16 protein-coding genes are annotated in these 23858 nt (G+C 63.1%); 10 read left to right on the forward strand and 6 right to left on the reverse strand.

Features of this window, described 5'->3' with window-relative positions:
* Positions 1 to 261: 261 nt before the first annotated feature.
* Positions 262 to 2964, forward strand: a complete 2703-nt coding sequence (locus ACFFJ6_RS24060) for a site-specific DNA-methyltransferase (protein WP_378393162.1) — start codon at positions 262 to 264, stop codon at positions 2962 to 2964.
* The gene (locus ACFFJ6_RS24065; RefSeq protein ID WP_378392704.1) at positions 2958 to 6101 is read left to right on the forward strand and encodes a BPTD_3080 family restriction endonuclease; all 3144 of its coding nucleotides are present in this window, start codon (positions 2958 to 2960) and stop codon (positions 6099 to 6101) included. The genes ACFFJ6_RS24060 and ACFFJ6_RS24065 overlap by 7 nt, the downstream gene beginning before the upstream one ends.
* Before the next feature lie 22 nt (positions 6102 to 6123).
* On the opposite strand, the gene ACFFJ6_RS24070 is transcribed toward ACFFJ6_RS24065, so the two are convergent.
* From ACFFJ6_RS24070 to ACFFJ6_RS24080, 3 genes are all read right to left on the reverse strand, one after another.
* On the reverse strand, positions 6124 to 6867 hold the full coding sequence (locus ACFFJ6_RS24070; RefSeq protein WP_378392706.1) for a hypothetical protein: 744 nt from the start codon (positions 6865 to 6867) through the stop codon (positions 6124 to 6126).
* Positions 6868 to 7476: 609 nt separating this feature from the next.
* Complete coding sequence (locus ACFFJ6_RS24075; protein ID WP_378392708.1) at positions 7477 to 10617, reverse strand: multidrug efflux RND transporter permease subunit; 3141 nt, start codon at positions 10615 to 10617, stop codon at positions 7477 to 7479.
* A 1-nt stretch (position 10618) separates the two neighbouring features.
* A complete protein-coding gene (locus ACFFJ6_RS24080; protein ID WP_378392710.1) occupies positions 10619 to 11833 on the reverse strand; it encodes an efflux RND transporter periplasmic adaptor subunit in 1215 nt (404 codons plus the stop codon).
* 401 nt (positions 11834 to 12234) lie between these two features.
* On the opposite strand from ACFFJ6_RS24080, the gene ACFFJ6_RS24085 reads away from it, so the two are divergent.
* From ACFFJ6_RS24085 to ACFFJ6_RS24115, 7 genes are all read left to right on the forward strand, one after another.
* Complete coding sequence (locus ACFFJ6_RS24085; protein ID WP_378392712.1) at positions 12235 to 12480, forward strand: hypothetical protein; 246 nt, start codon at positions 12235 to 12237, stop codon at positions 12478 to 12480.
* A 293-nt stretch (positions 12481 to 12773) separates the two neighbouring features.
* Entirely contained in the window at positions 12774 to 15155 is a 2382-nt protein-coding gene (locus ACFFJ6_RS24090) for a TonB-dependent receptor (protein ID WP_378393164.1), read from the forward strand.
* Positions 15156 to 15179: 24 nt separating this feature from the next.
* Complete coding sequence (locus ACFFJ6_RS24095) at positions 15180 to 15869, forward strand: Fe2+-dependent dioxygenase (RefSeq protein ID WP_378392714.1); 690 nt, start codon at positions 15180 to 15182, stop codon at positions 15867 to 15869.
* On the forward strand, positions 15866 to 16768 hold the full coding sequence (gene exbB / locus ACFFJ6_RS24100; RefSeq protein WP_378392716.1) for a tonB-system energizer ExbB: 903 nt from the start codon (positions 15866 to 15868) through the stop codon (positions 16766 to 16768). Before ACFFJ6_RS24095 ends, exbB begins: the two co-directional genes overlap by 4 nt.
* A 3-nt stretch (positions 16769 to 16771) precedes the next feature.
* Entirely contained in the window at positions 16772 to 17224 is a 453-nt protein-coding gene (exbD, locus tag ACFFJ6_RS24105; RefSeq protein ID WP_378392718.1) for a TonB system transport protein ExbD, read from the forward strand.
* Between the two features lie 117 nt (positions 17225 to 17341).
* Positions 17342 to 18136: a TonB family protein gene (locus ACFFJ6_RS24110; RefSeq protein WP_378392720.1), complete on the forward strand. Its 795-nt coding sequence runs from the start codon at positions 17342 to 17344 to the stop codon at positions 18134 to 18136.
* A 51-nt stretch (positions 18137 to 18187) separates the two neighbouring features.
* Positions 18188 to 18901, forward strand: a complete 714-nt coding sequence (locus ACFFJ6_RS24115) for a class I SAM-dependent methyltransferase (RefSeq protein ID WP_378392722.1) — start codon at positions 18188 to 18190, stop codon at positions 18899 to 18901.
* 20 nt (positions 18902 to 18921) lie between these two features.
* Here ACFFJ6_RS24115 and ACFFJ6_RS24120 read toward each other — a convergent pair whose 3' ends face one another.
* The 3 genes from ACFFJ6_RS24120 to ACFFJ6_RS24130 all read right to left on the reverse strand — a co-directional run bounded on the left by ACFFJ6_RS24120 (position 18922) and on the right by ACFFJ6_RS24130 (position 22539).
* Positions 18922 to 19671 (reverse strand): SDR family NAD(P)-dependent oxidoreductase, encoded by a 750-nt coding sequence (locus ACFFJ6_RS24120; protein ID WP_378392724.1) that lies wholly within the window; start codon positions 19669 to 19671, stop codon positions 18922 to 18924.
* Positions 19672 to 19809: 138 nt separating this feature from the next.
* Positions 19810 to 20544: an SDR family oxidoreductase gene (locus tag ACFFJ6_RS24125; protein WP_378392726.1), complete on the reverse strand. Its 735-nt coding sequence runs from the start codon at positions 20542 to 20544 to the stop codon at positions 19810 to 19812.
* A gap of 186 nt (positions 20545 to 20730) precedes the next feature.
* Positions 20731 to 22539 carry an IlvD/Edd family dehydratase gene (locus ACFFJ6_RS24130; protein WP_378392728.1) on the reverse strand — a complete coding sequence of 603 codons (1809 nt, stop codon included), beginning with the start codon at positions 22537 to 22539 and terminating at the stop codon, positions 20731 to 20733.
* 231 nt (positions 22540 to 22770) lie between these two features.
* On the opposite strand from ACFFJ6_RS24130, the gene ACFFJ6_RS24135 reads away from it, so the two are divergent.
* A complete protein-coding gene (locus ACFFJ6_RS24135) occupies positions 22771 to 23835 on the forward strand; it encodes an ABC transporter ATP-binding protein (RefSeq protein ID WP_378392730.1) in 1065 nt (354 codons plus the stop codon).
* Positions 23836 to 23858: the final 23 nt, after the last annotated feature.

Below are 23858 nucleotides of genomic sequence, written 5' to 3' on the forward strand. Positions count from 1 at the left end.
GGCACCTATGAGTCGACAAAGGAGGCGCTTGTCGAGGAGGGGTTGGTCGTCCCGGGCCGAGGCCGGGGCGGTTCGATTTCTCTCTACGGTCGGCGAGCGCTTGCCAGAAAGCCGGACGCCGGAAAGATGCATGACGGCGTGCGTGCAGGCGCCACTCGGACTGCCAGAGCGAGCCACCCGGCCAAGCACGGACATCCGGCTGAAGCGACGACCACGTTCAAAGCGCAAGAGAAAACTCCAAAGATCAACAAAGGTAAGGCAATGGCGAAAGACGCCGGAGCGGACGCGTCAATCTACCAGCACAAGCAAGAAGCGGTGCAGCGCCCCGATGCAGGAGTCGAAGCCCAATTCACGAACAAAAAGAAGCCAAAGACCTATCGTTACGACTCAAGTCTGGCGCCGGAATTATCATGGGACGAAAGCAACGACCGCGCTTTTGCCGAATGGTTGTTGGCGCTGGTCGCCGACGCCGCGGAAAAGGGAGAGAGCGCGATCTTCGCCTCGCCGCAGGTCTGGCAGGGAAACGGAGAGAGCTTCTCGTCCCTGTCCCAATGCGTCGCCCGCCTGCGCAGTCTGACCAAGCCTTTCCTCAACTGGGCGGGAAAGGCCGAACGGCAGCAGATCACGATTCCCACGCTGCCTTTGTTTGTCCACGAGCGGCACTCGACGCAGGCGATTTTGGAGACGCTGAAGTCGCACAAGGCGCTGGGCACGAACCTCGATTTGTTCGGCGACACCAACCTCGATGTCGCCGACAAACTCGACGCTTACGAGCACAAGGGACCGTGGACCAACCGCCTCATCCTCGGCGACTCGTTGCAGGTGATGAATTCTCTGCTTGAGTACGAGGGCATGGGTGGCCAAGTCCAGATGATATACTTCGACCCACCTTATGGCGTGAAGTTCGGGTCGAATTTCCAGCCGTTCGTGCGAAAGACTAAGGTTGGTCACGGGTCCGACGACAATATGATCCGCGAACCAGAGATGGTGAAGGCCTATCGAGATACGTGGGAGTTGGGGCTTCACTCCTATCTCACTTATCTGCGAGACCGCCTGACCCTCGCGCGAGAGCTGTTGACGCCATCGGGGTCGGTGTTTTTGCAAATCTCAGATGACAATGTCCATCTAGTGCGCACCGTCATGGATGAGGTTTTCGGACGGGAAAATTTTGTTTCGCAAATCGCTTTCAAGAAAACAGGCGGATTCTCAGGCAATTTCATTTCTTCGAACCATGACTTTATTATTTGGTACGGCAAAGACAAGGCGAAGCTCGAGTATGCGCCGCTGTACGTCCCGCAGCCAGAGCCCGACCCCGATGACCCTTATTACATCTGGCTTGAGTTTTCCGGCGGTGAGATTCGGCGGATGACGCCGCAGGAACGCAGACGTGAAAAACCGTTGCCCTCAGATGCGCGAATTTTTCGCCGTGGACCGCTCACGTCCGAAGGTGCTGCGAAGGAGCCCCAACCTTTCGTGTTCGACGGCCAGACATACTTTCCAGGACCGAATAGCCACTGGAAGACAACAGTAGATGGCATGCAAACTCTCGCCGAGAAGGGGATGCTCATCAAATCGGGAGAGACAGGCCTTACATGGAAAATGCACTGGAACAATTTTCCTGCCAAGGCACTGGATAACGTCTGGCCTGACACACAATCAGGCGGCTTCAACGAATCCAAGCTCTACGTAGTGCAAACCACGACCAAGACCATTGCCCGCTGTATGTTGATGTCAACGAGACCTGGCGACCTGGTTCTTGATATCAGTTGCGGCTCCGGCACAACAGCGATGGTTGCAGAACATTGGGGCCGCCGCTGGATCACATGCGACACGTCACGTGTTCCTGTAGCGCTGGCTCGTCAGCGCCTCCTGACCAGTACCTTTCCCTGGTACAAGCTCAAGGAGCCTGCTAAGGGGCCAATCGCTGGCTTCGTATATGAGCGCAAAAAGAACCGTAAAGGCGAGGAAGTCGGAGGGCTTATCCCTCGCACAACGCTGAAATCTTTTGCGAAGGACGAAGATCCAGAAGTCGTGACGTTGGTCGACCTCCCGGAAATTGCCAACGGGATTGTCCGCGTTTCGGGGGCCTTCACTGTAGAAGCCACGATTCAAGCCGCAATGAGCCTTGACGAGGATTTCGGCGAGCGAGCGGGTAAGACAACCTCAGAGAATCCGCGCGCCTACCTGGACCGCATGATCGAGGTACTGCGGCAGAGCAAAACTCTCCAACTGCCGGGCAACGTGACTCTGCATCTTGAAGCGATCAGCCCTCTTGCGGACCGCGAATATCTGCATGCCGAAGGCGTGGCTAAAAACGGAAGAGACAAGCGTATCGCCGTCGTTTTTGGCCCCGAGGACGGCGCCATCGGCTCCCAATACGTCTACGACGCGCATACGGAGGCATTGCAGCAGGGCTTCCAGCAGCTTTTCCTGTTCGGTTTCGCGATCGACCCAAAGGCTCGCGAAATGTTGGACAAGCTGAAATTGCCGACGACCTACGTGTCGGTTACGCCGGACGTGGTCATGTCGGACCTACTCAAAACGAGCAAGGCTAGTGAAATCTTTTCCATTACCGGCCTGCCGGACGTGACGCTGGAAGAAGCCGGAAAGGACAGGAACGGCACGCCTCTGCATCGTGTGGTCATTAAGGGCTTGGACATCTTCCGGCCCGACACCATGGAAACCGATGAGATTCAGGCCGAAAACCTGCCCTGCTGGATGCTCGACAGCAACTACAACGGCATGGCGTTCATGGCGACGCAGGTGTTCTTTCCAAAGACCAGCGCTTGGGACAATTTGCAGAAGTCGCTCAAGGGCCAGTTTAGCGACAGTGTATGGGAGCACTTGGCCGGCACCATGAGCGAACCATTCGTGCTCGGCGACAAGAAGCGCATCGCCGTCAAGGCCATCGACGAGCGCGGCAACGAGCTGATGGTGGTCAAGTCCGCGGCGGGGGGATGCTGATGTCCGCCGTCCGGCCGCTCGTGACGCCGCCGATCGTAGCCGAGGTTGACTCGCCGATCATAAACTCGCCCTTCCGCGAGCCGGCGCAGCATTGGCAGATCGAACGCGGAAAGCCGCCGGTCAAGGCCGAAGGCAGACGGCGGGCCAGCTATTTCTATCGCGTGCCCGAACATGCCGCACGCGGGAAGAAGGACAAAAATCAAGCTGAACTCTTCAAGGACGTGAAGGGCGAAGAGGTCGAGCTTGAGATCGTCAATCTCGTCCGGGAGCGGGTAAAGGAATGGCGGGAGGGCGCACGCTCCGGAGGCGTCGCTTACGACGGCGCCTCGCCGATCACTAAGGAACTGCTGGACCTCTGGCGCAATAGCGACCGGATGCAGCGACTATTTTTCGCGCAGATCGAGGCGGCGGAGACGATCATCTTCCTGACCGAAGCCGCCGAAATTTATCGGAAAGGCATTCCCCAGATTCCGAAGGACGAACCCGGCATCGGTTCCAAGGCGGCGGGCGACCGTGCCTTTGTCCGCTACGCCTGCAAGATGGCGACCGGCTCCGGCAAGACCACCGTGATGGGGATGCTGGCTGGTTGGTCCATTCTCAACAGCGTCGCGTCACCGCGCGATGATCGCTTCTCCGACACCATCCTGGTGGTCTGCCCGAACGTCACCATCCGCGAGCGGTTGCAGGAACTAGACCCTGCGCTGGGGGACCTGAGCCTATATCGAACCCGGCAATTAGTGCCGCCCCATCGCATGGAGGAGTTGCGCCGTGGCGAGGTGATGATTGCCAACTGGCATCGTCTCGCGAAGAAGGAGACAAATACCGTCAACGGCGACTCCGCCAAGGTGGTGAAAACCGGCGAGCCGGTCGAGGTTGTGAAGAACGCCGGCAAGGCGAACCAGACCGTCGAGACGAGGTATTTCGAGTCCGATGCAGCCTGGTTCAAGCGTATCCGGCGCGAGCTTGGCAGCGGCAAAGGGCGAAGCTCGCATTGGCTGATCTTCAACGACGAGGCGCACCACGCCTATCGCCGCGGTGACGCCGCAACGGAGGAGCAGACTCTCGACGAGGACAAGGACCTCGCCAGCAAGAACGACCGCGAAGCGACCATCTGGATCGAAGGACTGGATCGCATCCACAAACTTGCAGGCGGCAGCCGGAGACGTGGCATCAACCTCTGCGTCGATCTGTCGGCGACTCCGTTCTATATTCAGGGTTCGGGAAACGACGTCGGCAAGCCGTTCCCTTGGATCGTTTCAGATTTCGGCCTGCTCGACGCGATCGAGTCCGGCCTTGTGAAGATTCCCCAGCTTCCAGCTCGCGACGTAACCGGGGCAGCCGAGGCGGCCTACTTCAACATCTGGCGGTGGGTACAGGCCAAGGCCTTGGAAGACGGCCTAGGTACGACGATCACGCCCGAGATCGTGATGAACTATGCCAGCGCTCCCATGAACATTTTGGCCGCCGATTGGCATCAGCGCTTCCTTGAATGGGAGCAATTCTCGAAACAGCAGCAGAAGCATCCTGTCCCGCCGGTTTTCATCGTGGTCTGCCGCGACACGGCCGTCGCCCGGGAGGCTCATTCTTGGCTCGCCAACGGCAACGACGGCTACGGCGTCTCGCCGGCTTACTTCCGGAACGCGCCCGGCAAGGAGGTGACCGTCCGGATCGACTCAAAGGTGATTGAGGACATCGAGGCCGGCGGCACGAAAGACGAGACCCGCCGTTTGCGTTTCATTTTGGACACCGTCGGCAAGGCCGAATGGCCCGGCGGCAAGGTGCCCGAAGACTGGTCCGAACTCGTTCGCAAGCACAACGACAAGGCGGCCAGCGACGACAACGATGGATCGCTCAAGTGGATAGACGAACGCATTCCGCCGGGGCGCGACGTGCGCTGCATTGTCTCGGTCGCCATGCTCGCGGAAGGATGGGACGCCAACACGGTGACCCACATCGTCGGCCTTCGCCCGTTCGGATCGCAGCTTCTCTGCGAGCAGGTCGTGGGCCGTGCCCTGCGACGCAAGAGCTACGCGCTGAATGAGGAAACGCAGATGTTCGCCGAAGAGACCGCCAAGGTCTTCGGCGTGCCGTTCGAGTTGATCCCGTTCAAGGTCGGCCCTGTCGGACCTGAACCACCCAGGCCGGACCCAAATCACATCTTCTCGGTACCAGAGAAGGCCGAATATGAGATCAGCTTTCCCATCGTGACGGGCTACCATCAATCGGGAAGTCTCGACATTTCGGTCGAGTGGAGCCAGGTGTCGAAGGTCACAATTGACCCGATGGACATCCCGCAGCTCGTCGAGCTGACCCCACTCACCACGCCCGACGGCTCACTCGCCGCCTACGGTCCCGGCGAGAAGCCCGTGCTTTCTCTAAAGGACTGGCGCGCGCTCTTTCGCGACCAGCAAGTGGCCTTCCGGCTGGCGCGAGAAATCTGCGTCCGATGGCAGGCGGACAACGGCGCCGCGGCTGTGCCGGTGCAGCAGCTATTCCCCCGTGTGGCCTTCGCCGCCAAGCGTTTCCTCGCCGAGAAGCTAGAGCGGAAGGGCGATAGCCAGCCCTGCGACGTGCTTCTCGTCGGCGAGTATATGCAGGCGTCCGTCGCCGCTCTGCTCGACGCGATCAAGAAGGGAGCGTCAACGACCGACGCCGAGGTCGCGATAATCCCGCAAGGCGCGACGGGACGCGGCAGCACCCTCCATGTCGATTTCCACACGACGAAGCCGATTTATCCCGTCACTCATTGCCACCTGAACGCGATGGTGGCGGATACGCAGAGATGGGAGCAAAGCGCCGCCTTCATCCTCGACACGCATCCCGGCGTCCAGAAATGGGTGAAAAATGACCGTCTTGGCTTCTCCATCCCGTACCGTCGCCGCGGTCTGCCCGCAAAGTACTTTCCCGACTTCATCGCTGTGACTGACAAGGGCGCAAACGTGATCGTGGAGATCAAGGGCCAAGCCAATGACGATGCCGACACCAAGTCCAAGGCGGCGCGCCGGTGGGCCGAAGCCGTAACCCGGCTCGGTTCGCAGGGGGTTTGGCACTATCTTTTCGTCACCGACCCGGGCCGGCTTGGACTGGACATGAATGTCCACACTGAGGCTGCTTGGGACCCAGGCGAGTTAATCTGATGAGTCCGACACAATTGTAGCCCTAAAGGTCTGCGATCGTTGCGGCCCCTTTCTTCCACACTATGGAGGCCTTTGATCGTGGTTGCCGAAATTCAGTGATCGCAAATGCGCTTAGCTCCGGCTCCAACACCGAATAAACGGATCGTCGCTTTTCTTCCTGCCAGCGTTCGGGTCGAGCAAGGAACTTGGCCTTCTTCACAGCATGCGGCTCATGATACAGGGGAAATTTGTCCTCATCCTTGAAGCACAAGACGGTTTCCGAGCGCTTTTTATTGTGATTGAGATAATGATAGTGAATGCCGAAGTGCGCACCATTTTCACGAAGAATTTGATCATTATTCGGAAGCTTCATAATCATCTGCAGCACAAACGGATCTGCAGTTTCGATGATCGGTTCGCTCCGAAAACGGTCAACATATCCCCTGAGAATGGAAGTGCGACCAGCAAATACCTTGAGTTCGCCGTAGGATCGGACTGATCTTTCCGTCAATCGATCCTCTGCGATCCTCTTCACCAGATCACGAAGCGCATTTAGGGTTGAGCGCAATGCCGGAACTTCGATAGCGATCCAATCGTTAGGGGCATTCTCCTCGTGAGGACTAATCTCCTCATAACTCAAACGATCATAATCGTGTTCGGCCCCGGCCTTTTCTGCCAACTGACGATGCACCCACCTCAACCGATTTATTGATTGATGGGTGCTATGAAGAAGAAATTCATCTAAGTCCGGCCTCCAACGCTGCGCGTGATATCGCTTTTGGTCCATTAGATTCCCCTCCCAATCGGCGGCATTGCTGATCAGTCAGCCGCTAGCAGAGCCGCTTCATTGATGGGACAATGATCTTGCCGGGCGGCGAGGCGCAGCGCGGAGCCGCTGACGCATGAGCTAAACCCATACTCAAGCCTTCCCCGAATTTCCCTCGGATTATGATGTGAGCAAACGAGAAAGCGCGTCCGAAAGCGTAAGAAAATCGTTCTTCATCTGGCCATATTTGATCGAGCACTGCTTTCGGGACGCAGGCGGCGCAGGCTTACGTCGTGCCAGCTTGGCAAGATCGCATTCGGTCCAGGACCGACACCGGCGAAGTTTTGCAAACCTTCGAAACGCTGTGGGCTGCAGAAGGAATCTGATAACGGAGATTGCAAAATGGATTAAGCAAAATCAACGGGTTAGCCGAAAGTGCGTTAGGCTACCGTTACACCATTCCCCACCGAAAATGCCGGCAAAGCCAAGGCACTTAGGGTCGAGCCGGGGGCGGGGTGAATCGGGCCGGCCCGGCGGCTCGGATGGGGGCGACTTCTAGCGGGGTCGGCCCGTCCCTGCAAGGGGCTTGCCGACTTTGCGGGCCGCTAAAATCGACAAACCGAGAGGCCCTCACTCCGCGGCCTGTTTCACCTCGCCGTGCGCGGTGCCGGGCTCGTTCGAACGGCGGCCGCGGCCCCAGTTGGTCAGGGCGTTGGAGAGGCGGTCGAGATAGAGATAGACCACCGGCGTGGTGAACAGCGTCAGCGCCTGGCTGACGGCGAGGCCGCCGACCATGGCGTAGCCGAGCGGCTGGCGGATTTCCGAGCCGGTGCCGGTGCCGAGCATCAGCGGCACGCCGCCGAGCAATGCAGCCATCGTGGTCATCATGATCGGGCGAAAGCGCAGCAGCGCCGCCTTGCGGATCGCCTGCTCGGGGTCGAGATGCTCGTCGCGCTCGGCCGCGATGGCGAAGTCGACCAGCATGATGCCGTTCTTCTTGACGATGCCGATCAACAGGATAACGCCGATCAGCGCGATCAGGCTGAAGTCGAAGCCGAACAGCATCAGGATCGCCAGCGCGCCGACGCCGGCGGAGGGCAGGGTCGACAGAATCGTCAGCGGGTGGATGTAGCTCTCGTAGAGGATGCCGAGGATCAGATAGACCACGACGAGCGCGGCGAGGATCAGCAGCGGCACGGTGCCGAGCGATTGCTGGAACGCCTGCGCGGTGCCCTGGAAGCTGCCGTTCAGCGTCTGCGGTGCGCCGATCTCGGCCATCGCGCGCTGCACCGCCTCGGTGGCCTGGCCGAGCGCGGCGCCGGACGCCAAATTGAAGCTGATCGTGGTGGCGGGGAACTGGCCCTGGTGGGCGATCGACAGCGGCCGCACCGGCACGGTGGTCCACTTCGCGAAGGCCGAGAGCGGCACCGCGTCGCCGGTGGTCGGCGAGGTGATGTAGATCTTGTCCAGCGACTCGACCTTGCCCTGCAGATCCGGCAGCACCTCCAGGATGACGTGATACGAGTTGGTCTGGGTGAAGTATTGCGCGACCTGGCGCTGGCCGAAGGCGTCGTACAGCGTGTCGTCGATCAGCTGCGGCTGGATGCCGAAGCGCGAGGCGGTGTCGCGGTTGATCGTCAGCGTCAGCGTGGTGCCTTCGGTCTGCTGGTCGCTGGCGACGTCGCGCAGCTGCGGCAGCGTCTGCAGCTTGGCCAGCACCTTCGGCGCCCACTCGTTCAGCTCGGTGAGATTGGCGTCCTGCAGGGTATATTCGAACTGCGTGCGGGTCGGCCGGCCGCCGAGCCGGACGTCCTGCGCGGCCTGCATGAACAGCCGCGCGCCCTCGACCTGCTCGAGCTTCGGCCGCAGCCGGGCGATGATCTGCTGGGCGCTGGCGTCGCGATGGTCACGCGGCTTCAGCGTGATGAACATGCGGCCGGTGTTGAGCGCGCTGCCCGAGCCGCCGATCGACATCGCCACGCTGGCGACATCGGGATCGGCCTGGACGATCTTTCCGAGCGCTTCCTGGCGCTTCATCATGTCGGCGAAGGAGATGTCCTGCGCGGCTTCGGACGCGGCGGTGATCAGGCCGGTGTCCTGCTGCGGGAAGAAGCCCTTCGGGATCACCATGAACAGATAGACCGACAGGCCGACCGTGGCGAAGAACACCATCAGCGTGGTCAGGCGCCAGCGCAGCACGATGTCGAGCCCGCGCTCATAGGCGCGCAGCATGGCGTCGAAGCCGCGCTCGCTGAGCTCGTAGAGCCGGCCGTGCTTCACGGCGTGCTCGTTGCGCAGGAAGCGCGAGGCCATCATCGGCGTCAGCGTCAGCGACACCACCAGCGACACCACGATGGTCATCGCCAGCGTCACGGCGAATTCGCGGAACAGCCGGCCGATGATGCCGCCCATCAGCAGCAGCGGGATCAGCACCGCGATCAGCGAGATCGAAATCGACACGATGGTGAAGCCGATCTCGCCGGCGCCCTTCAGCGCCGCCGCCATCGGGGTTTCGCCTTCCTCGATATAGCGGGTGATGTTCTCCAGCATCACGATGGCGTCGTCGACCACGAAGCCGACCGAAATCGTCAGCGCCATCAGCGACAGATTGTCGAGCGAATAGCCGGCCGCCCACATCAGCGCGCAGGCGCCCAGCAACGCGAGCGGCACGGTAACGCTCGGGATGATGGTGGCCCAGACGTTGCGCAGGAACAGGAAGATCACCATCACCACCAGCGCGATGGTCAGCAGCAGCGTGAACTGCACGTCCTCGACGGCGGCGCGGATGGTCTGGGTGCGGTCGCTGATCACGTCGATCTTCACCGCCGGCGGAATCGCGGCGACGAGCCGCGGCAGTTGCGCCTTGATCTTGTCGACGGTGTCGATGACGTTGGCGCCGGGCTGCTTGAAGATCACCAGGAACACGCCGCGCTTGCCATTGGCCCAGGCGGCCTGCTTGGCGTCCTCGGGGCCGGCGACCGCCTGGCCGATGTCGCGGATGCGCAAGGGCCCGCCATTCCGGTAGGCGATGATGACGTCGTTCCAGTCCTTGGCGCGGGTCAGCTGATCGTTGGCGTAGATCGTGTAACTGCGCTTGGCTCCGTCGATATTGCCTTTGGGGGCGTCGACGGTGGTGATGCCGATGCGGGTGCGGACGTCCTCGAGCGACAGCCCCTTGGCGACCAGCTTGGCCGGATCGACCTGGACCCGGATCGCCGGCTTCTGCTGGCCGCCGATCAGCACCTGGGCGACGCCGGTGATCTGGCTGATCTGCTGGGCGAGCTGGGCGTCGACCGCGTCGCTGACCTCGATCAGCGGCAGCGTGTCGGAGGTTGCGGACAGCAGCAGGATCGGCGAGTCGGCCGGGTTGACCTTGCGATAGGTCGGCGGGCTCGGCAGCGTCTTGGGCAACTGGCCGCCGGCGGCGTTGATGGCGGCCTGCACGTCGTTGGCGGCACCGTCGATGGCGCGGCTGAGATCGAACTGGATGGTCACCGCGGTGCTGCCGAGCGAGCTGGTCGAGGTCAGCTGGGCGACGCCGGGAATCTGGGCGAACTGCCGCTCCAGCGGCTGCGCCACCGAGGACGCCATGGTCTCGGGGCTGGCGCCCGGCAGGCTCGCCGAAACCTGGATGGTCGGGAAGTCGACCTGCGGCAGCGGCGCCACCGGCAGCATCGGGTAGGCGACCAGGCCGACGAACAGAATGCCGGCCATCAGCAGCGAGGTGGCGATCGGATAGCGGATGAACGGAGAGGAGATGCCGCCGTCCATGTCAGCGGGCTCCGCCGGCGGCCGATCCGGTGGTGGGCGCGGGAGGCGGCTGGCCGTCGGCGACCTTGAACGCCACCGTGGAACCGGGCTTCACCTTGTACTGGCCGCCGACGATCACGCGGTCGCCGGGCTCGAGCCCGCGCTCGACCACGGTGTTGCGGTCGTTGCTGGGCCCGACCTGCAGCTTCCGCACCTGAGCCTTGTTGTCGGCATCGACCGCATAGGCATAGAGGCCGTCCGCGCCGTGCTGGATCGCCTCGTTCGGCGCCATGACGACGTCGTCGAGCGTCTTGATCAGCAGTTCCGTCGACACCGCGAGGCCCGGCCACAGCGCGTGGTCCTTGTTGTCGAACACCGCCTTGAGCCGCACCGTGCCGCTGTTGGAATCCACCTGGTTGTTGACCACAGACAGCATGCCCTCCGACAGGCGTGTCTTGCCGTCGGTGGACAGTGCGATCACCTGCAGCGGGTGCGCCGCCTGCGCCTTGTTGATGTCGGAGACGCGTTCCTCCGGCGCGGTGAAGATCACCGCGATCGGCTCGATCTGGGCGATCGTGACGATGCCGGTCTGGGTGGCGGCATTGACGATATTGCCCTTGTCGACCTGACGGATGCCGGTGACACCCGAGATCGGCGCCCGGATGCTGGCGTAATCGAGCTGGGTCTGGGCGTTGGCGATCGCGGCGTCGTCCGCCTGCAGCAGCGCGGTCTGCTGCTGCACCGTCGAGCGCTGAGTGTCGGTCTGCTGCTTGGTGGCGAACTCACCGAGCCGGACGGAGCGGCTGAGATCGAGCTGGGCGTTGGCTAGGCTGGCCTCGTCCTGGGCCTTCTTGGCCTTGGCCTGATCGAGCGCGGCCTGGAACGGGCGGGGATCGATCTGGGCGATCAGGTCACCGGCTTTGACGATCTGGCCTTCCTTGAAGCCGATCTGGTCGATCTGGCCGTCCACACGGGTCCGGACCACGACGGTGTTGAAGCCCTGCACGGTTCCGAGGCTGCTCAGATAGAGCGGGAAGCTTCCCTTTTGCACGGTGGCGATGGTCACTGGCACGGCGGGCCCGCTGGCCTTGCCGGGGTTTTGCCCGGCTTCCGAGCCGGCCGCCTGCTGGCCGGCGGAACCGACCCGATAATGCTGCCAGCCCCAGGTGCCGGCGCCGGCCGCTCCGAGAATTGCGAGAACGGTGACCACCCGGCGGAGGGTGCGGGGATTGCTCATGACCGATCCGATGCTTTCGCCGCCGGAAGTCACACGGACAAACGCCGTTCAGCCCAAGCGGCGATGAGGGTTTCTTCTGCAACTAACTGCGTGCGGCAACAGTGTAAACACAATAACACTTGAGTTTCTGCTACATTGCCAAAGCTTCATGAAGCGCCGCGAAAACCGGGGCGGAACACGCGATGCGTGCATTGAGACCGGTCCGGTCGGGTCCCGGTCCGGGAGGGTGACGCTGGTGCCCGGACCGCGTTGCTTTTGCCGAGGCCGAAACCTCGCTTCTGTCACCGCGCGACGCGTGGTGGTCAGTTGAGAACTGTTCCAATTGTCAGGTGGGCGGCTGTCGGTCATACCCCCGGTACGTCCCGTCTGGCACATCTCACAGGGGCGGTCCGGAGAGGGAAATGGAAGAGCTGAACGGGCGGATGATCGCCTGCCAGATCCTGATCACCGGTCTGATCGCACGCGTCGCCAACGATCAGGCCGACCCGCTGCGATTTCTCACCGAGTTTCGCGACGAGATCCGCGCGGTGGTGGCTGGCGTCCGGATCGCGGGCGCCCTCGACACCGAGCGCGTGCGCCTGACGGCGCAGCAGACGGTCGACGAACTGTTTTCGCTGATGAAGCCACCGAGCCCGACGGAGGAGTAAGCGCGCCTCTTGATGTCGATGTGAAGCGATGCTGGTCGACACTATCTGATTACCCGGCCTCGACGCACAAAGATATTGCCGTTGCTCAGCTTCTCAGCAATTCGTGTCGCGATGAGCAAATACCTCCGGATGTTTCCGGAGGTGATTGTTTAGAACCGTTTTGATCTTGAACGATTCCAGCGCGACAAAGGCGCGCGCGCGTTGACCCTCAATTTTGCGGCCGATACCACTGAAAACTGCAGGTAATTACCAACTGCAATTTTCGGGGGCTGTGGCAGATGAGTGCGTCGATTATCGCGGGGACGAAGGCGCCTAGGTCGTTGCGCGCTGAAGCATCGATCCGAAGCTTCAACGACGAGTTGGACAGTCATTACGGCCGCAAGGTGTCGGCCGTCGCCGGAATGATCGCGGTGGCGTCGATCGGCGGTGCCGAAGCGCAACAATCTAATCTGCCCGCCGTCACCGTTGATGCGCCGGTGGCACGGCCGCGGCCCGCGGCGACGCCCACGCCAGACCAGGTCCGCGCGCGGACCGCGCTGCGCCGCGCAGCACGGCGCGCGCAGCCGACGCCGGTGTCCCCAGTGCCGTTCCCCAACGCCGGCGCGCTGTCGGCCGACGCCAATCCGTATGCGGACGCGGCCGCGCCCTACAAGGTCGACCGCCTGTCCGGCACAAAGTTCACCGAGCCGCTGCTGAATACGCCGCGCACCGTCACGGTGCTGAGCAAGGAAGTGCTGGAAGACAAGAACGCGACTTCGCTGCGCGACGTGGCGCGCTCGACCGCCGGCGTGACGCTCGGCACCGGGGAGGGCGGCAACGCGTTCGGCGACCGCTTCTTCATCCGCGGCTTCGACGCGCGCAACGACGTGTTCATTGACGGCATCCGCGATCCCGCGGTGTCGATCCGCGAGAACTTCTTCACCGAGCAGGTCGAGATTCTGCGCGGTCCGGCGTCGACCATGGCCGGCCGCGGCACCGCCGGCGGTGCGATCGACATCGTCACCAAGCAGGCGACCACCTCGGGCAATTTCACCAAGGCGGAGACCACCTTTGGTACCGACGCCACCAAGCGTGTCACGGTCGACGTCAACCAGGTGCTGAGCCCGACGCTCGCCGTGCGTGTCGATGGCCTGTATCAGCAGGCCAATGTCGCCGGCCGCAACTATGTGAATGACGACCGCTGGGGCACGATGGGTGCCATCAAGTGGACGCCCACCGACGCCATCAAGGTCAGCGCCAACTACGTCCACACCGATCTGAGCGGCCTGCCGGATTTCGGCGTCCCCTACAACACCGCGCTGCGGCTTCCCTCCACCAGCGTGAACGTGCCGCGCGAGACCTATTACGGCTTCGTCAATCGCGACTTCCAGAAGGCCCAGCAGGACTTCGGCACCGTGACCGGCGAGTTCGCGATCACGCCGGACCTGACGTTGAGCAATCGGTCGCGCGCCGGCCGGTCGGTGCTCGACTATATCGGCACGCTGCCGAGCAATCCGACCGCCACGACGGTGCAGCTCGCGTCGCAGAGCCGCTATCAGGTCACCAACGTGCTCGCCAACCAGACCGACCTGACTTACAAATTCGATACCGGGCCGGTGAAGCACACGCTGATCGGCGGCGCCGAAGTGTCGCGCGAAAGCGTGATGCGCGACACCTATGCGGGGCTGACGTCGGAGCTGACCGGTTTCCAGACCGGCGGCCGCATCACTGTCCCGCTGCTGTCGCCGCCGAACGAGTTCGAGTTCGCGAGCCAGCCCCAACGCGCCTACAACCCGACCTTCATCAATGTCGACACCAAGTCCGCCTATCTGATCGAGACGGCGAACTGGAACGATGTCGTCATCCTCAACGGCGGGCTGCGCTACGACGACTACAACATCAACGGCCACACCGCGACGACGACGACCGGCGTGCAGTCCGGGATGTGGAACTACAATCTCGGCGCGGTGGTGAAGCCGCTGCCCTATGCCAGCTTGTATGCGGCCTATGCGACCTCGACCAATCCGGTCGGCGCCGAGCTCGACGCCTCGGGCACCGCCTATGGCGGCCTCGTCGTCAACAATACGACGTTCCAGGCGCTGTCGCCCGAGCAGAACAAGGCCGTCGAAGTCGGTACCAAATGGGAGTTGTTCGACCGGCATCTGCTGCTGACCGGCTCGCTGTTCCAGACCGAGAAGTCGAACGCCCGAGAAACGGTCGGCAACAACATCCTGGCCACCGGCGTCTATCGCGTGCGCGGCATCGATCTCGAAGCCGCCGGCAAGATCACCGAGCGCTGGAGCGTGTTCGGCGGGCTGGTGCTGATGGAGAGCGAGGTGCTGCAGTCGGTCGATCCGACCCAGGTCGGCGCCAAGCTCGCCAACATCGCACACCAGTCGTTCAACCTGCTTACCAAGTACAAGTTCGACGACCATTGGGAAGTCGGCGGGCAGGCCGTGTACGCCTCGAAGATCTACGGCGGCACGTTCGGCGCCATCAACGGCAACGTGCTGCCGGAGCACTGGCGGTTCGACAGCTTCGTCGAATTCAAGGTCGACAAGCACATGACCGCGAAGCTCTCGGTCAACAACATCTTCAACACGACCTATTACGACGCGTTCTATCGTAGCAACTCGCCGTTCGTGTTCATCGCGCCGGGCCGTTCGGTCTGGCTCACGCTGCGCGGCGCGCTCTGACGCGCCGCCTGAACTGGAGTTGCCATGCTGGTTTGTATTCCCGAAGTTCTGTCGAAGCCTGAGGTGGCGGAGTTCCGTCGCCTCATGGACGCCGCAGACTGGGAGGATGGCCGCTCCACCGCCGGCGCACAGTCGGCCATGGTCAAGCGCAACGAGCAGCTTCCGCCCGACAGCGAGCTGGCGCGTGCGCTCGGCCGTCGCATCATCTCGGCGCTGACCGCCAATCCGAAGTTCGTGTCTGCAGCGGTGCCGCTGCAGATCTTTCCGCCGTTGTTCAATCGCTACGCCGCGGCGGGCAATCACCATTTCGGCATCCACGTCGACAACGCGGTGCGCGGCGACCCACTCACCGGCCTGCGCATTCGCACTGATCTGTCGGTCACGTTGTTTTTGGCCGAGCCGGACGAATATGACGGCGGCGAACTCGTGGTGGAGGACACCTATGGGTCGCACGAAGTCAAATTGCCCGCGGGAGACTGCGTGCTCTATCCCTCGACCAGCCTGCACATGGTCACTCCGGTGACCCGCGGCGCCCGGGTCGCGTCTTTTTTCTGGCTGCAGAGCATGGTACGTGATGCCCATGCGCGCAGCATGATCTACGATCTCGACGGCGCCATTCAGGCCCTGGTCGAGCGGCTGGGACGCGATGACCCTGAAACGGTCAAATTGACCGGTATCTATCACAACCTCATCCGCTACTGGGCCGAAGTATGAAACTGTCGAAAATCCGATTGATCACCGCGGCGTTGCTGTCGCTGTCACTTGCGGCGCCTGTCGCGCCGGTCTTTGCGCAGCAGCCGTCCGCTCCGGCGATGTCGGCGCCGGCGACGCAGCCGGCCACCGCTGCGCCGGAGACCACGGGGTCGACCCAGGCGCTGCCGACCTCCGGCTCGACGCCGAACGGCAGCGTGACGCCAGGGCTCGCGGAGCTGTCGCCCTGGTCGATGTTCCTGCAGGCCGATATCGTGGTGAAGGCCGTGATGGTCGGCCTCGCGCTGGCGTCGGTGATCACCTGGACGATCTTCATCGCCAAGAAGATCGAACTCGGTCGCGCACGCTGGCGGCTGCGCTCGGCTTTGAAGCAAGTCGCCGAAGCGCGCTCGATGTCCGAAGCCCAGCTTGCGCTCGGCGACAAGACCAGTCCGCTGTCGATGCTGCTGAGTGCGGCGCTGCACGAAGCGCGGCTGTCGGCCGGGCTGACGAGCGATGACGGCATCAAGGAACGTGCGGCGTCGAGCTTCAGCGAGATCGTCCGCGCCGAGTCCCGGCACATGCGCCACGGCATGGGTTTCCTCGCCACCATCGGCGCGACGGCACCCTTCATCGGCCTGTTCGGCACGGTGTGGGGCATCATGAACAGCTTCATCGGCATTTCGAAATCGCAGACCACCAACCTCGCGGTGGTGGCGCCCGGCATCGCCGAAGCGCTGCTCGCTACCGCGATTGGCCTGGTGGCGGCGATTCCGGCGGTGATCATCTACAATCACTTCTCGCGTGAGATTAAGGTCTATCTCGAGATGGTCGCGCGCGCCTCGGGCGCGGCACTCCGGCTGCTGTCGCGCGATCTCGACCGCAGCCATGGCGGCGGTCGTCACGTCCGCGCGGCGGAGTAGGGCATGGCCGTCTCGCTCAACGATTCCGACGGTCTCGACGACGATTTCGACGAGACCCACGAGATCAACGTCACGCCGTTCATCGACGTCATTCTGGTGCTGCTGATCATCTTCATGGTGGCGGCGCCGCTGTCGACGGTGGATCTGCCGGTCAGCCTGCCGACATCGACGGCGACTCCGCAGAAGCGCCCGGACAAGCCGACTTATGTGAGCATCAAGTCCGACCTCGCGGTGGCGATCGGCGAGAACCAGGTCAAGCGCGTCGATCTGGTGCAGACGCTGAATTCGATGCCGGACATGAGCAAGGACAACTTCATCTTTCTGCGCGCCGACCGTGCGGTGCCGTATGGCGAGCTGATGGATGTGCTCGAGATGCTGCGCGCCGGCGGCTATGCCAAGATCAAGCTGGTGGCGCTCGAAGCGGTACCAGGGGCTACGCCCGCCGCCGCTCAGTAGCAGCGTTACGACGCGATTTGCGGCTTGGCGCCGCAGGTGCGCAACGGGAGGCCGCTCCGGCGGCTTCGCATGGTAAGGCAGCTCCGTGAAAGCGGACGCCAAACGATTGTTGAGCGAATGAACGAGTTCGATTTCTCACGCAAGCCTTCGCGCACGCTCTGGCTGATCGCCGGCGTCGTCGCTGTCGGGCTGCACGCCGGCGGCGCTGCGCTGGCGCTTGCCAGTCGTGCCGATGATCTCGACGACGATGCGCTGGGCTCGCCGGCGATCGAGGTCGGCGTCGAGATGATGTCGCCGAAGCACGAAGCCAGCGATCTGCCGCCCGGACCGGACACCGACGCGTCGGCGGCATCGCCGGCGCTCAACGAACAGAAGGCTGAGGTCAAGGAAAGCGATCTGCCGAAGGATACGCCGCAGCAGACCGAAGAGGCCGATCGCGTCGTGACCGAGCAGGAAGCCAAGAAGCCGGACGAGGAGCAGAAAGAAAAGGCCGTGGTGCAGCAGCAGGCTTCGACCGAGTCGGTTGCCGCCGAAGCCACCGCGATGCCGAGCAACGAAACCGCCAAGGAGGGCCCGCGCTCCGTGGCCCCGGCCCAGGGCGTCGGCCAGGCGGCGCAGCGCATCCGCGCCACCTGGCAGAAGGAACTGGTTGCTTATCTGGATAAGCACAAGCGTTATCCGAAGGATGCGCCGCAGAAGAACGTCAAGATCGTCGTCAGCTTCGAGCTCGACCGGGTCGGCCACGTGCTGTCGACGCGGATTGTCGAAGGCTCCGGCGATGCGGCGTTCGATCAGGCCGCGCTCGACATGGTGAAGCGCGCCGACCCCGTCCCCGCGCCCCCGCCGCTGATCGCCGACGAAGGCCTGACCTTCAGCCTGCCGGTGATCTTCCGGACGAAAGGGAAGGGCTGAGTACAGCCCGACTGATCGATCGGCGTCCACGACTTGGTGGCGGGCTCTCGTATGGCTGACGGATGGGATCAATCGGCGGCGGCGTGGATCGCCGATATGGCCGATGAAGGCGATTTCGGGCGACGGTTCGTTCTCGATGCCCCGATGCTGGCGCGGGTGAGCGCGGGCGGCTTCCAGCGTGCCCTCGACGTCGGGTGCGGGGAGGGCCGGTTCTGCCGCAAGCTGCGGAGCTTGGATATCGCCGCAATCGGGATCGATCCGACGCAGGCGCTGATCGAGCGCGCGCAACATCTCGATCCTGGCGGCGACTACCGGATGGGTCGGGCCGAGGCGCTGGCTTTTCCAGATTGCTCGTTCGACCTGGTCGTCAGCTATCTCACGCTGATCGATATCCCGGACGTCGCCGCGGCGATCGCGGAGATGACCCGTGTGCTGAGACCGGGCGGAGCTTTGTTGATCGCCAACCTCAACAGCTTCATGACCGCCTCGCAGCCGGATGGTTGGACACGCGACGCCGACGGCAAGCTTCAGCTTCGGATCGACAACTACATGACGGAGCGCGCCGACTGGGTGTCATGGCGCGGGATCCGCATCCGCAATTGGCATCGGCCGCTGAGCACCTACATGTCGGTGCTGCTCGAGAACGGCCTGCAGCTCGTGCATTTCTCCGAGCCGCTGCCTCATGGCGGCGATCCGGACACCGTGAGTCGTTATCGGCGCGCGCCGTGGTTCTTGATCATGGAATGGCGCAAGCCGCTCGGCTGAAATCAGGCCGGCCCGAGCGCTCAGTAAGTCGCGCGTCCGCCCGAAATATCGAATACGGCGCCGGTGGAAAACGAGCAATCCTCCGACGCCAGCCATGCCACCATGGCGGCGAGTTCCTCGACCAGCACGAAGCGGCCTTTCGGGATCTTCGACAGCATGAAATCGATATGCTGCTGCGTCATCTGGTCGAAGATCGCAGTCCTTGCCGCTGCCGGCGTCACCGCGTTGACGGTGATGTCGTAGGACGCGAGCTCCTTGCCGAGTGATTTCGTCAATGCGATCAGCCCCGCCTTCGACGCGGAGTAGTGAGCGGCGTTGGGGTTGCCTTCCTTGCCGGCGATCGACGCGATGTTGACGATGCGGCCGTATTTGTGGGCGATCATCGCCGGCACGATCGACTTGCAGCAGATGAACGGGCCGTCGAGATTGATCCGCAGCACCTTGCGCCATTCCTCGTAGTCGGTGTCCCACACGGTCTTGTTGACGCCTGCGATGCCGGCGTTGTTGACCAGGATGTCGATCTTGCCGAATGCGGCGAGCGTCGCGTCGCGCGCGTGATCGACCGCTGTGGGATCGGTGACATCGACCTGATACGCAGTCACGACGTCGCCGCCGATTTCCTTTGCGGTCTTCTCGGCGAAGGCGATGTCGTGATCCCAGATCGCGACCCGCGCGCCGGAAGCCACGAACCTCTCCGCGATTGCCCGCCCGAATCCCTGTGCGCCGCCGGTGACGACCGCGCAGCGATGGTTGAGATCGATGGTGTTCATCTGCGCTTTGTCCCCTGAGCCGATTGAGTAGGTTCGTCATTGCGAGCGAAGCGAAGCAGTCCAGGGCGCACTGCACTGAGCTGGATTGCTTCGTCGCTTCGCTCCTCGCAATGACGGGTCTCTGTCATTGCAGGAGCCCTACAAAGTCCAGCCGCCGTCGATGATATGTGCGACGCCGGTGGTGAAGGCGCTTTCGTCGCTGGCGAGATAGACGGCGAGGGCGGCGATCTCCTCGGCGTTGCCGAGGCGGCCCATCGGTTGGCGGGACACGAACATGTCGCGCCCCTGCGGCCCGAGTGCCGCGGCGCGGCCGAGCATCGACGGGGTCTCGATCGTGCCGGGGCAGATCGCATTGCAACGGATGCCTCGGGTGATGAAGTCCGCCGCGACCGCGCGGGTGAGCGCGGCGACCGCGGCCTTGGTGGCGCCGTAGACGTAACGGTTCGGAGCGGCCTTATAGACGCCGGCGGCCGAGGAGATGTTGACGATCGAGCCGCGCCCGGTCTCCAGCATGCCGGGCAGGAAAGCGCGGATCGTGCGGTGCATCGACTTGACGTTGAGATCGAACGAGAAGTCCCAATCGCTGTCCGAGCAGTCCAGCACGGTGCCATGATGCACGAAGCCGGCGGCATTGAGTAGGATGTCGATGGTGCCAATCTCCTGAGCCATTGCGTCGACCGCTGCGGTGTCGCGGACGTCCAGCCTCGCGGTACGCGTGACGCCGTGATCTGCCAAGGACGAGAGGCCGGCCTCGTCGATATCGGTGGCGAAGACGTCGGCGCCTTCGCGCGCGAACGCGATTACGCTGGCACGCCCGATCCCCGCCGCAGCCGCGGTGACGAATGCACGCTTGCCTTTGAGCCGGTCGGACATCTTTCCCCCATTGTCGTTTGCGTCGTTGCGCAGCCTGAGAGTTTGTCATTCCGGGATGCGCCGCAGGCGCAGGCCCGGAATCCTTAACCCCTGTGATAGTTAGTTGTCACGGCCGCGGTGCCTAAGCAATCAGGGCGGTGGTTATGGATTCCGGGCTTGCGCTTCGCGCGCCCCGGAATAACGTTATCAATGATTATGCCGCGCCACGCCGACGGTGCCCGCAATATCGCGATAGCGCGTGGCGAATTCAATGCAGGCGCCGGTGGCCTGCTGGCCGACCGTCGAACGATACAGCTCCTGCCATGGCGTCTGGTGCTTCGGATAAGCGAAGCCGCCGGCCGCTTCGAGATCGGCGCGGCGCTGCTTCAGCTCGGCGTCCGAAATCAGAATATCGGCGCTGCCTTTGTTGAGGTCGATGCGGACGCGATCGCCGGTCTTCAGCAACGCGAGCCCGCCATTGGCCGCGGCTTCCGGCGTCGCGTTCAGGATCGACGGCGAGCCCGAGGTGCCGGACTGGCGGCCGTCGCCGATGCAGGGCAGCGAGAGGATGCCGCGTTTGATCAGCGCTGCAGGCGGCTGCATGTTTACGACTTCCGCGCCGCCCGGATAGCCGATCGGCCCGGTGCCGCGCACGAACAGGATGCAGTGCTCGTCGATGTTCAAAGCGGGATCGTCGATCCGGTGGTGATAATCCTCCGGCCCCTCGAACACGATCGCGCGGCCCTCGAAAGCGTTGAGATCGCCCGGCGTTGACAGATAGCGCTCGCGGAATTCGAGGCTGATCACGCTGGTCTTCATGATGGCGGAGTCGAACAGATTGCCGCGCAGCACCAGGAAGCCGGCGTCTTGCACCAGCGGCCCGTCATAGGTCTTGATGACGTCGCCGTCGGGCGCGGGCGCCGCGCGGCAATTGTCGCCAATGTTGCGTCCGTTGACGGTGAGCGCGTCCTCGTGGATCTTGCCGTGCGCCATCAGCTCGCGCACCACCGTCGGTACACCACCGGCGCGGTGATATTCCTCGCCGAGATAGACGCCGGCCGGCTGCAGATTGACCAGCAGCGGGATGCTGTGACCGACGCTCTGCCAGTCGTCGATGCTGAGCTCGACGCCGACATGGCGGGCCAGCGCGTTGAGATGGATCGGTGCGTTGGTGGAGCCGCCGATCGCCGAATTCACCACGATGGCGTTCTCGAATGCCTGGCGCGTCAGGATGTCGGACGGCTTGAGATCCTCCCAGACCATCTCCACTGCGCGCAGCCCGGTCGCGTAGGCGATCTGGCCACGCTCGCGATAGGGCGCCGGAATGGCCGCACAACCCGGCAGCGACATGCCGAGCGCTTCGGCCAGCGAGTTCATCGTCGAGGCGGTGCCCATCGTGTTGCAATGGCCGACCGAGGGCGCCGAGGAGGCGACCGCCTCCATGAATTCATCGTAGTCGATCTCGCCGGCGGCGAGGCGTTCGCGCGATTTCCACACCACCGTTCCCGAGCCGGTGCGCTCGCCATTGTGCCAGCCGTTGAGCATCGGCCCGCCCGACAGCACGATAGCCGGGATGTTCACGGTGGCGGCCGCCATCAGACAGGCCGGCGTGGTCTTGTCGCAACCGGTGGTCAGCACCACGCCGTCGAGCGGATAGCTGAACAGCACTTCGACGAGACCGAGATAAGCGAGGTTGCGATCGAGCGCCGCGGTCGGCCGCTTGCCGGTTTCCTGGATCGGATGCACCGGGAATTCCATCGCGATGCCGCCGGCGGCGCGGATGCCTTCACGCACGCGCTGCGCCAGTTCCAGGTGATGACGGTTGCACGGCGACAGGTCGTTGCCGGTCTGTGCGATACCAATGATCGGCTTGCCGGACTGCAGCTCGCCGCGGGTCAGCCCGTAATTGAGATAGCGCTCGAGATAGAGCGCGGTCATCGCCGGGTTATGAGGATCGTTGAACCATTCGCTGGAGCGGAGTTTACGCCGGGCGATCCCGGAAGTGACCTTGTTCATTGTTTCTCCCGCACTGCACACGCCGTTGAGCAGGCGTCTTGAGCGTCTTGTGAGTCATCGGCGGGGGCGCATGGTGACACGGCGCCGGCAGCTACGCAATTGGCGGTGATGCTGAGAGCCGGTGGAATTTCACGGCGCGACAGCTCCGTGAAGTTCTGCTATAGGTAGCACCAACAAGATCAGGCCAGCGGCAACGACCGCACCTCAAAGGCCGATCCCGGGAGGTTCTGTATGGCGTCGGTGCAGATTCACGACGTGCGTAAATCATTTGGCGGATTCGAAGTCCTGCACGGCGTGACGGTTCCGATCGAGGATGGCGCGTTCGTCGTGCTTGTCGGCCCATCCGGGTGTGGCAAGTCCACTCTGCTGCGGATGCTCGCGGGCCTGGAAAAAATCACTTCCGGAACGATCTCGATCGGCGATCGCGTCGTCAACGATGTGCAGCCGAAAGAGCGCGACATCGCAATGGTGTTCCAGAACTACGCGCTATACCCGCATATGACGGTGGCCCAGAACATGGGCTTTTCGCTGAAGCTGCGCGGCGCCGATCAGAAGACCATCGACGACAAGGTCAACCGGGCCGCCGACATTCTCGATCTCCGCAAGCTGCTCGACCGCTTTCCGCGTCAGCTCTCCGGCGGCCAGCGCCAGCGCGTCGCGATGGGGCGCGCGATCGTGCGCGATCCGCAGGTGTTTCTGTTTGACGAGCCGCTGTCCAATCTCGACGCCAAGCTGCGCGTTGCGATGCGCACCGAGATCAAGGAACTGCATCAGCGGCTGAAGACCACGACCGTGTATGTCACCCACGACCAGATCGAGGCCATGACCATGGCCGACAAGATCGTGGTGATGCAGGACGGCATCGTCGAGCAGATGGGCGCGCCGCTCGATCTGTACGACAGTCCGGCCAACAAGTTTGTCGCCGGCTTCATTGGCTCGCCGGCGATGAATTTTCTCGACGGCACGCTCAAGGTCAATGGCGGTCAGCCCTGGGTCGAGACGGCGAACGGCGCGCGGCTGCCGATCACTGCGGCGCCGGCGAACAGCAACGGCCGCCCGATCACCTACGGCATTCGCCCTGAACATCTGGACTTCGCCGACAGCGGCATCGAGGCCGAGGTGGTGGTGGTCGAGCCGACCGGGTCGGAGACCCAGATCGTCGCGCGCGTCGGCACGCAGGAGCTGATCGCGGTGTTCCGCGAGCGTCACCAGGTCCAGCCCGGCGACGTCATCCATCTACGGCCGCGGCCGCAGGTGGCGCATCTGTTCGACAAGGAGACCGGCCAGCGCCTGTGATGTCCTCGGCCGAACGAGCGGGC

The organism is Rhodopseudomonas telluris (assembly GCF_042432815.1).
Taxonomy (GTDB): domain Bacteria; phylum Pseudomonadota; class Alphaproteobacteria; order Rhizobiales; family Xanthobacteraceae; genus Rhodopseudomonas; species Rhodopseudomonas telluris.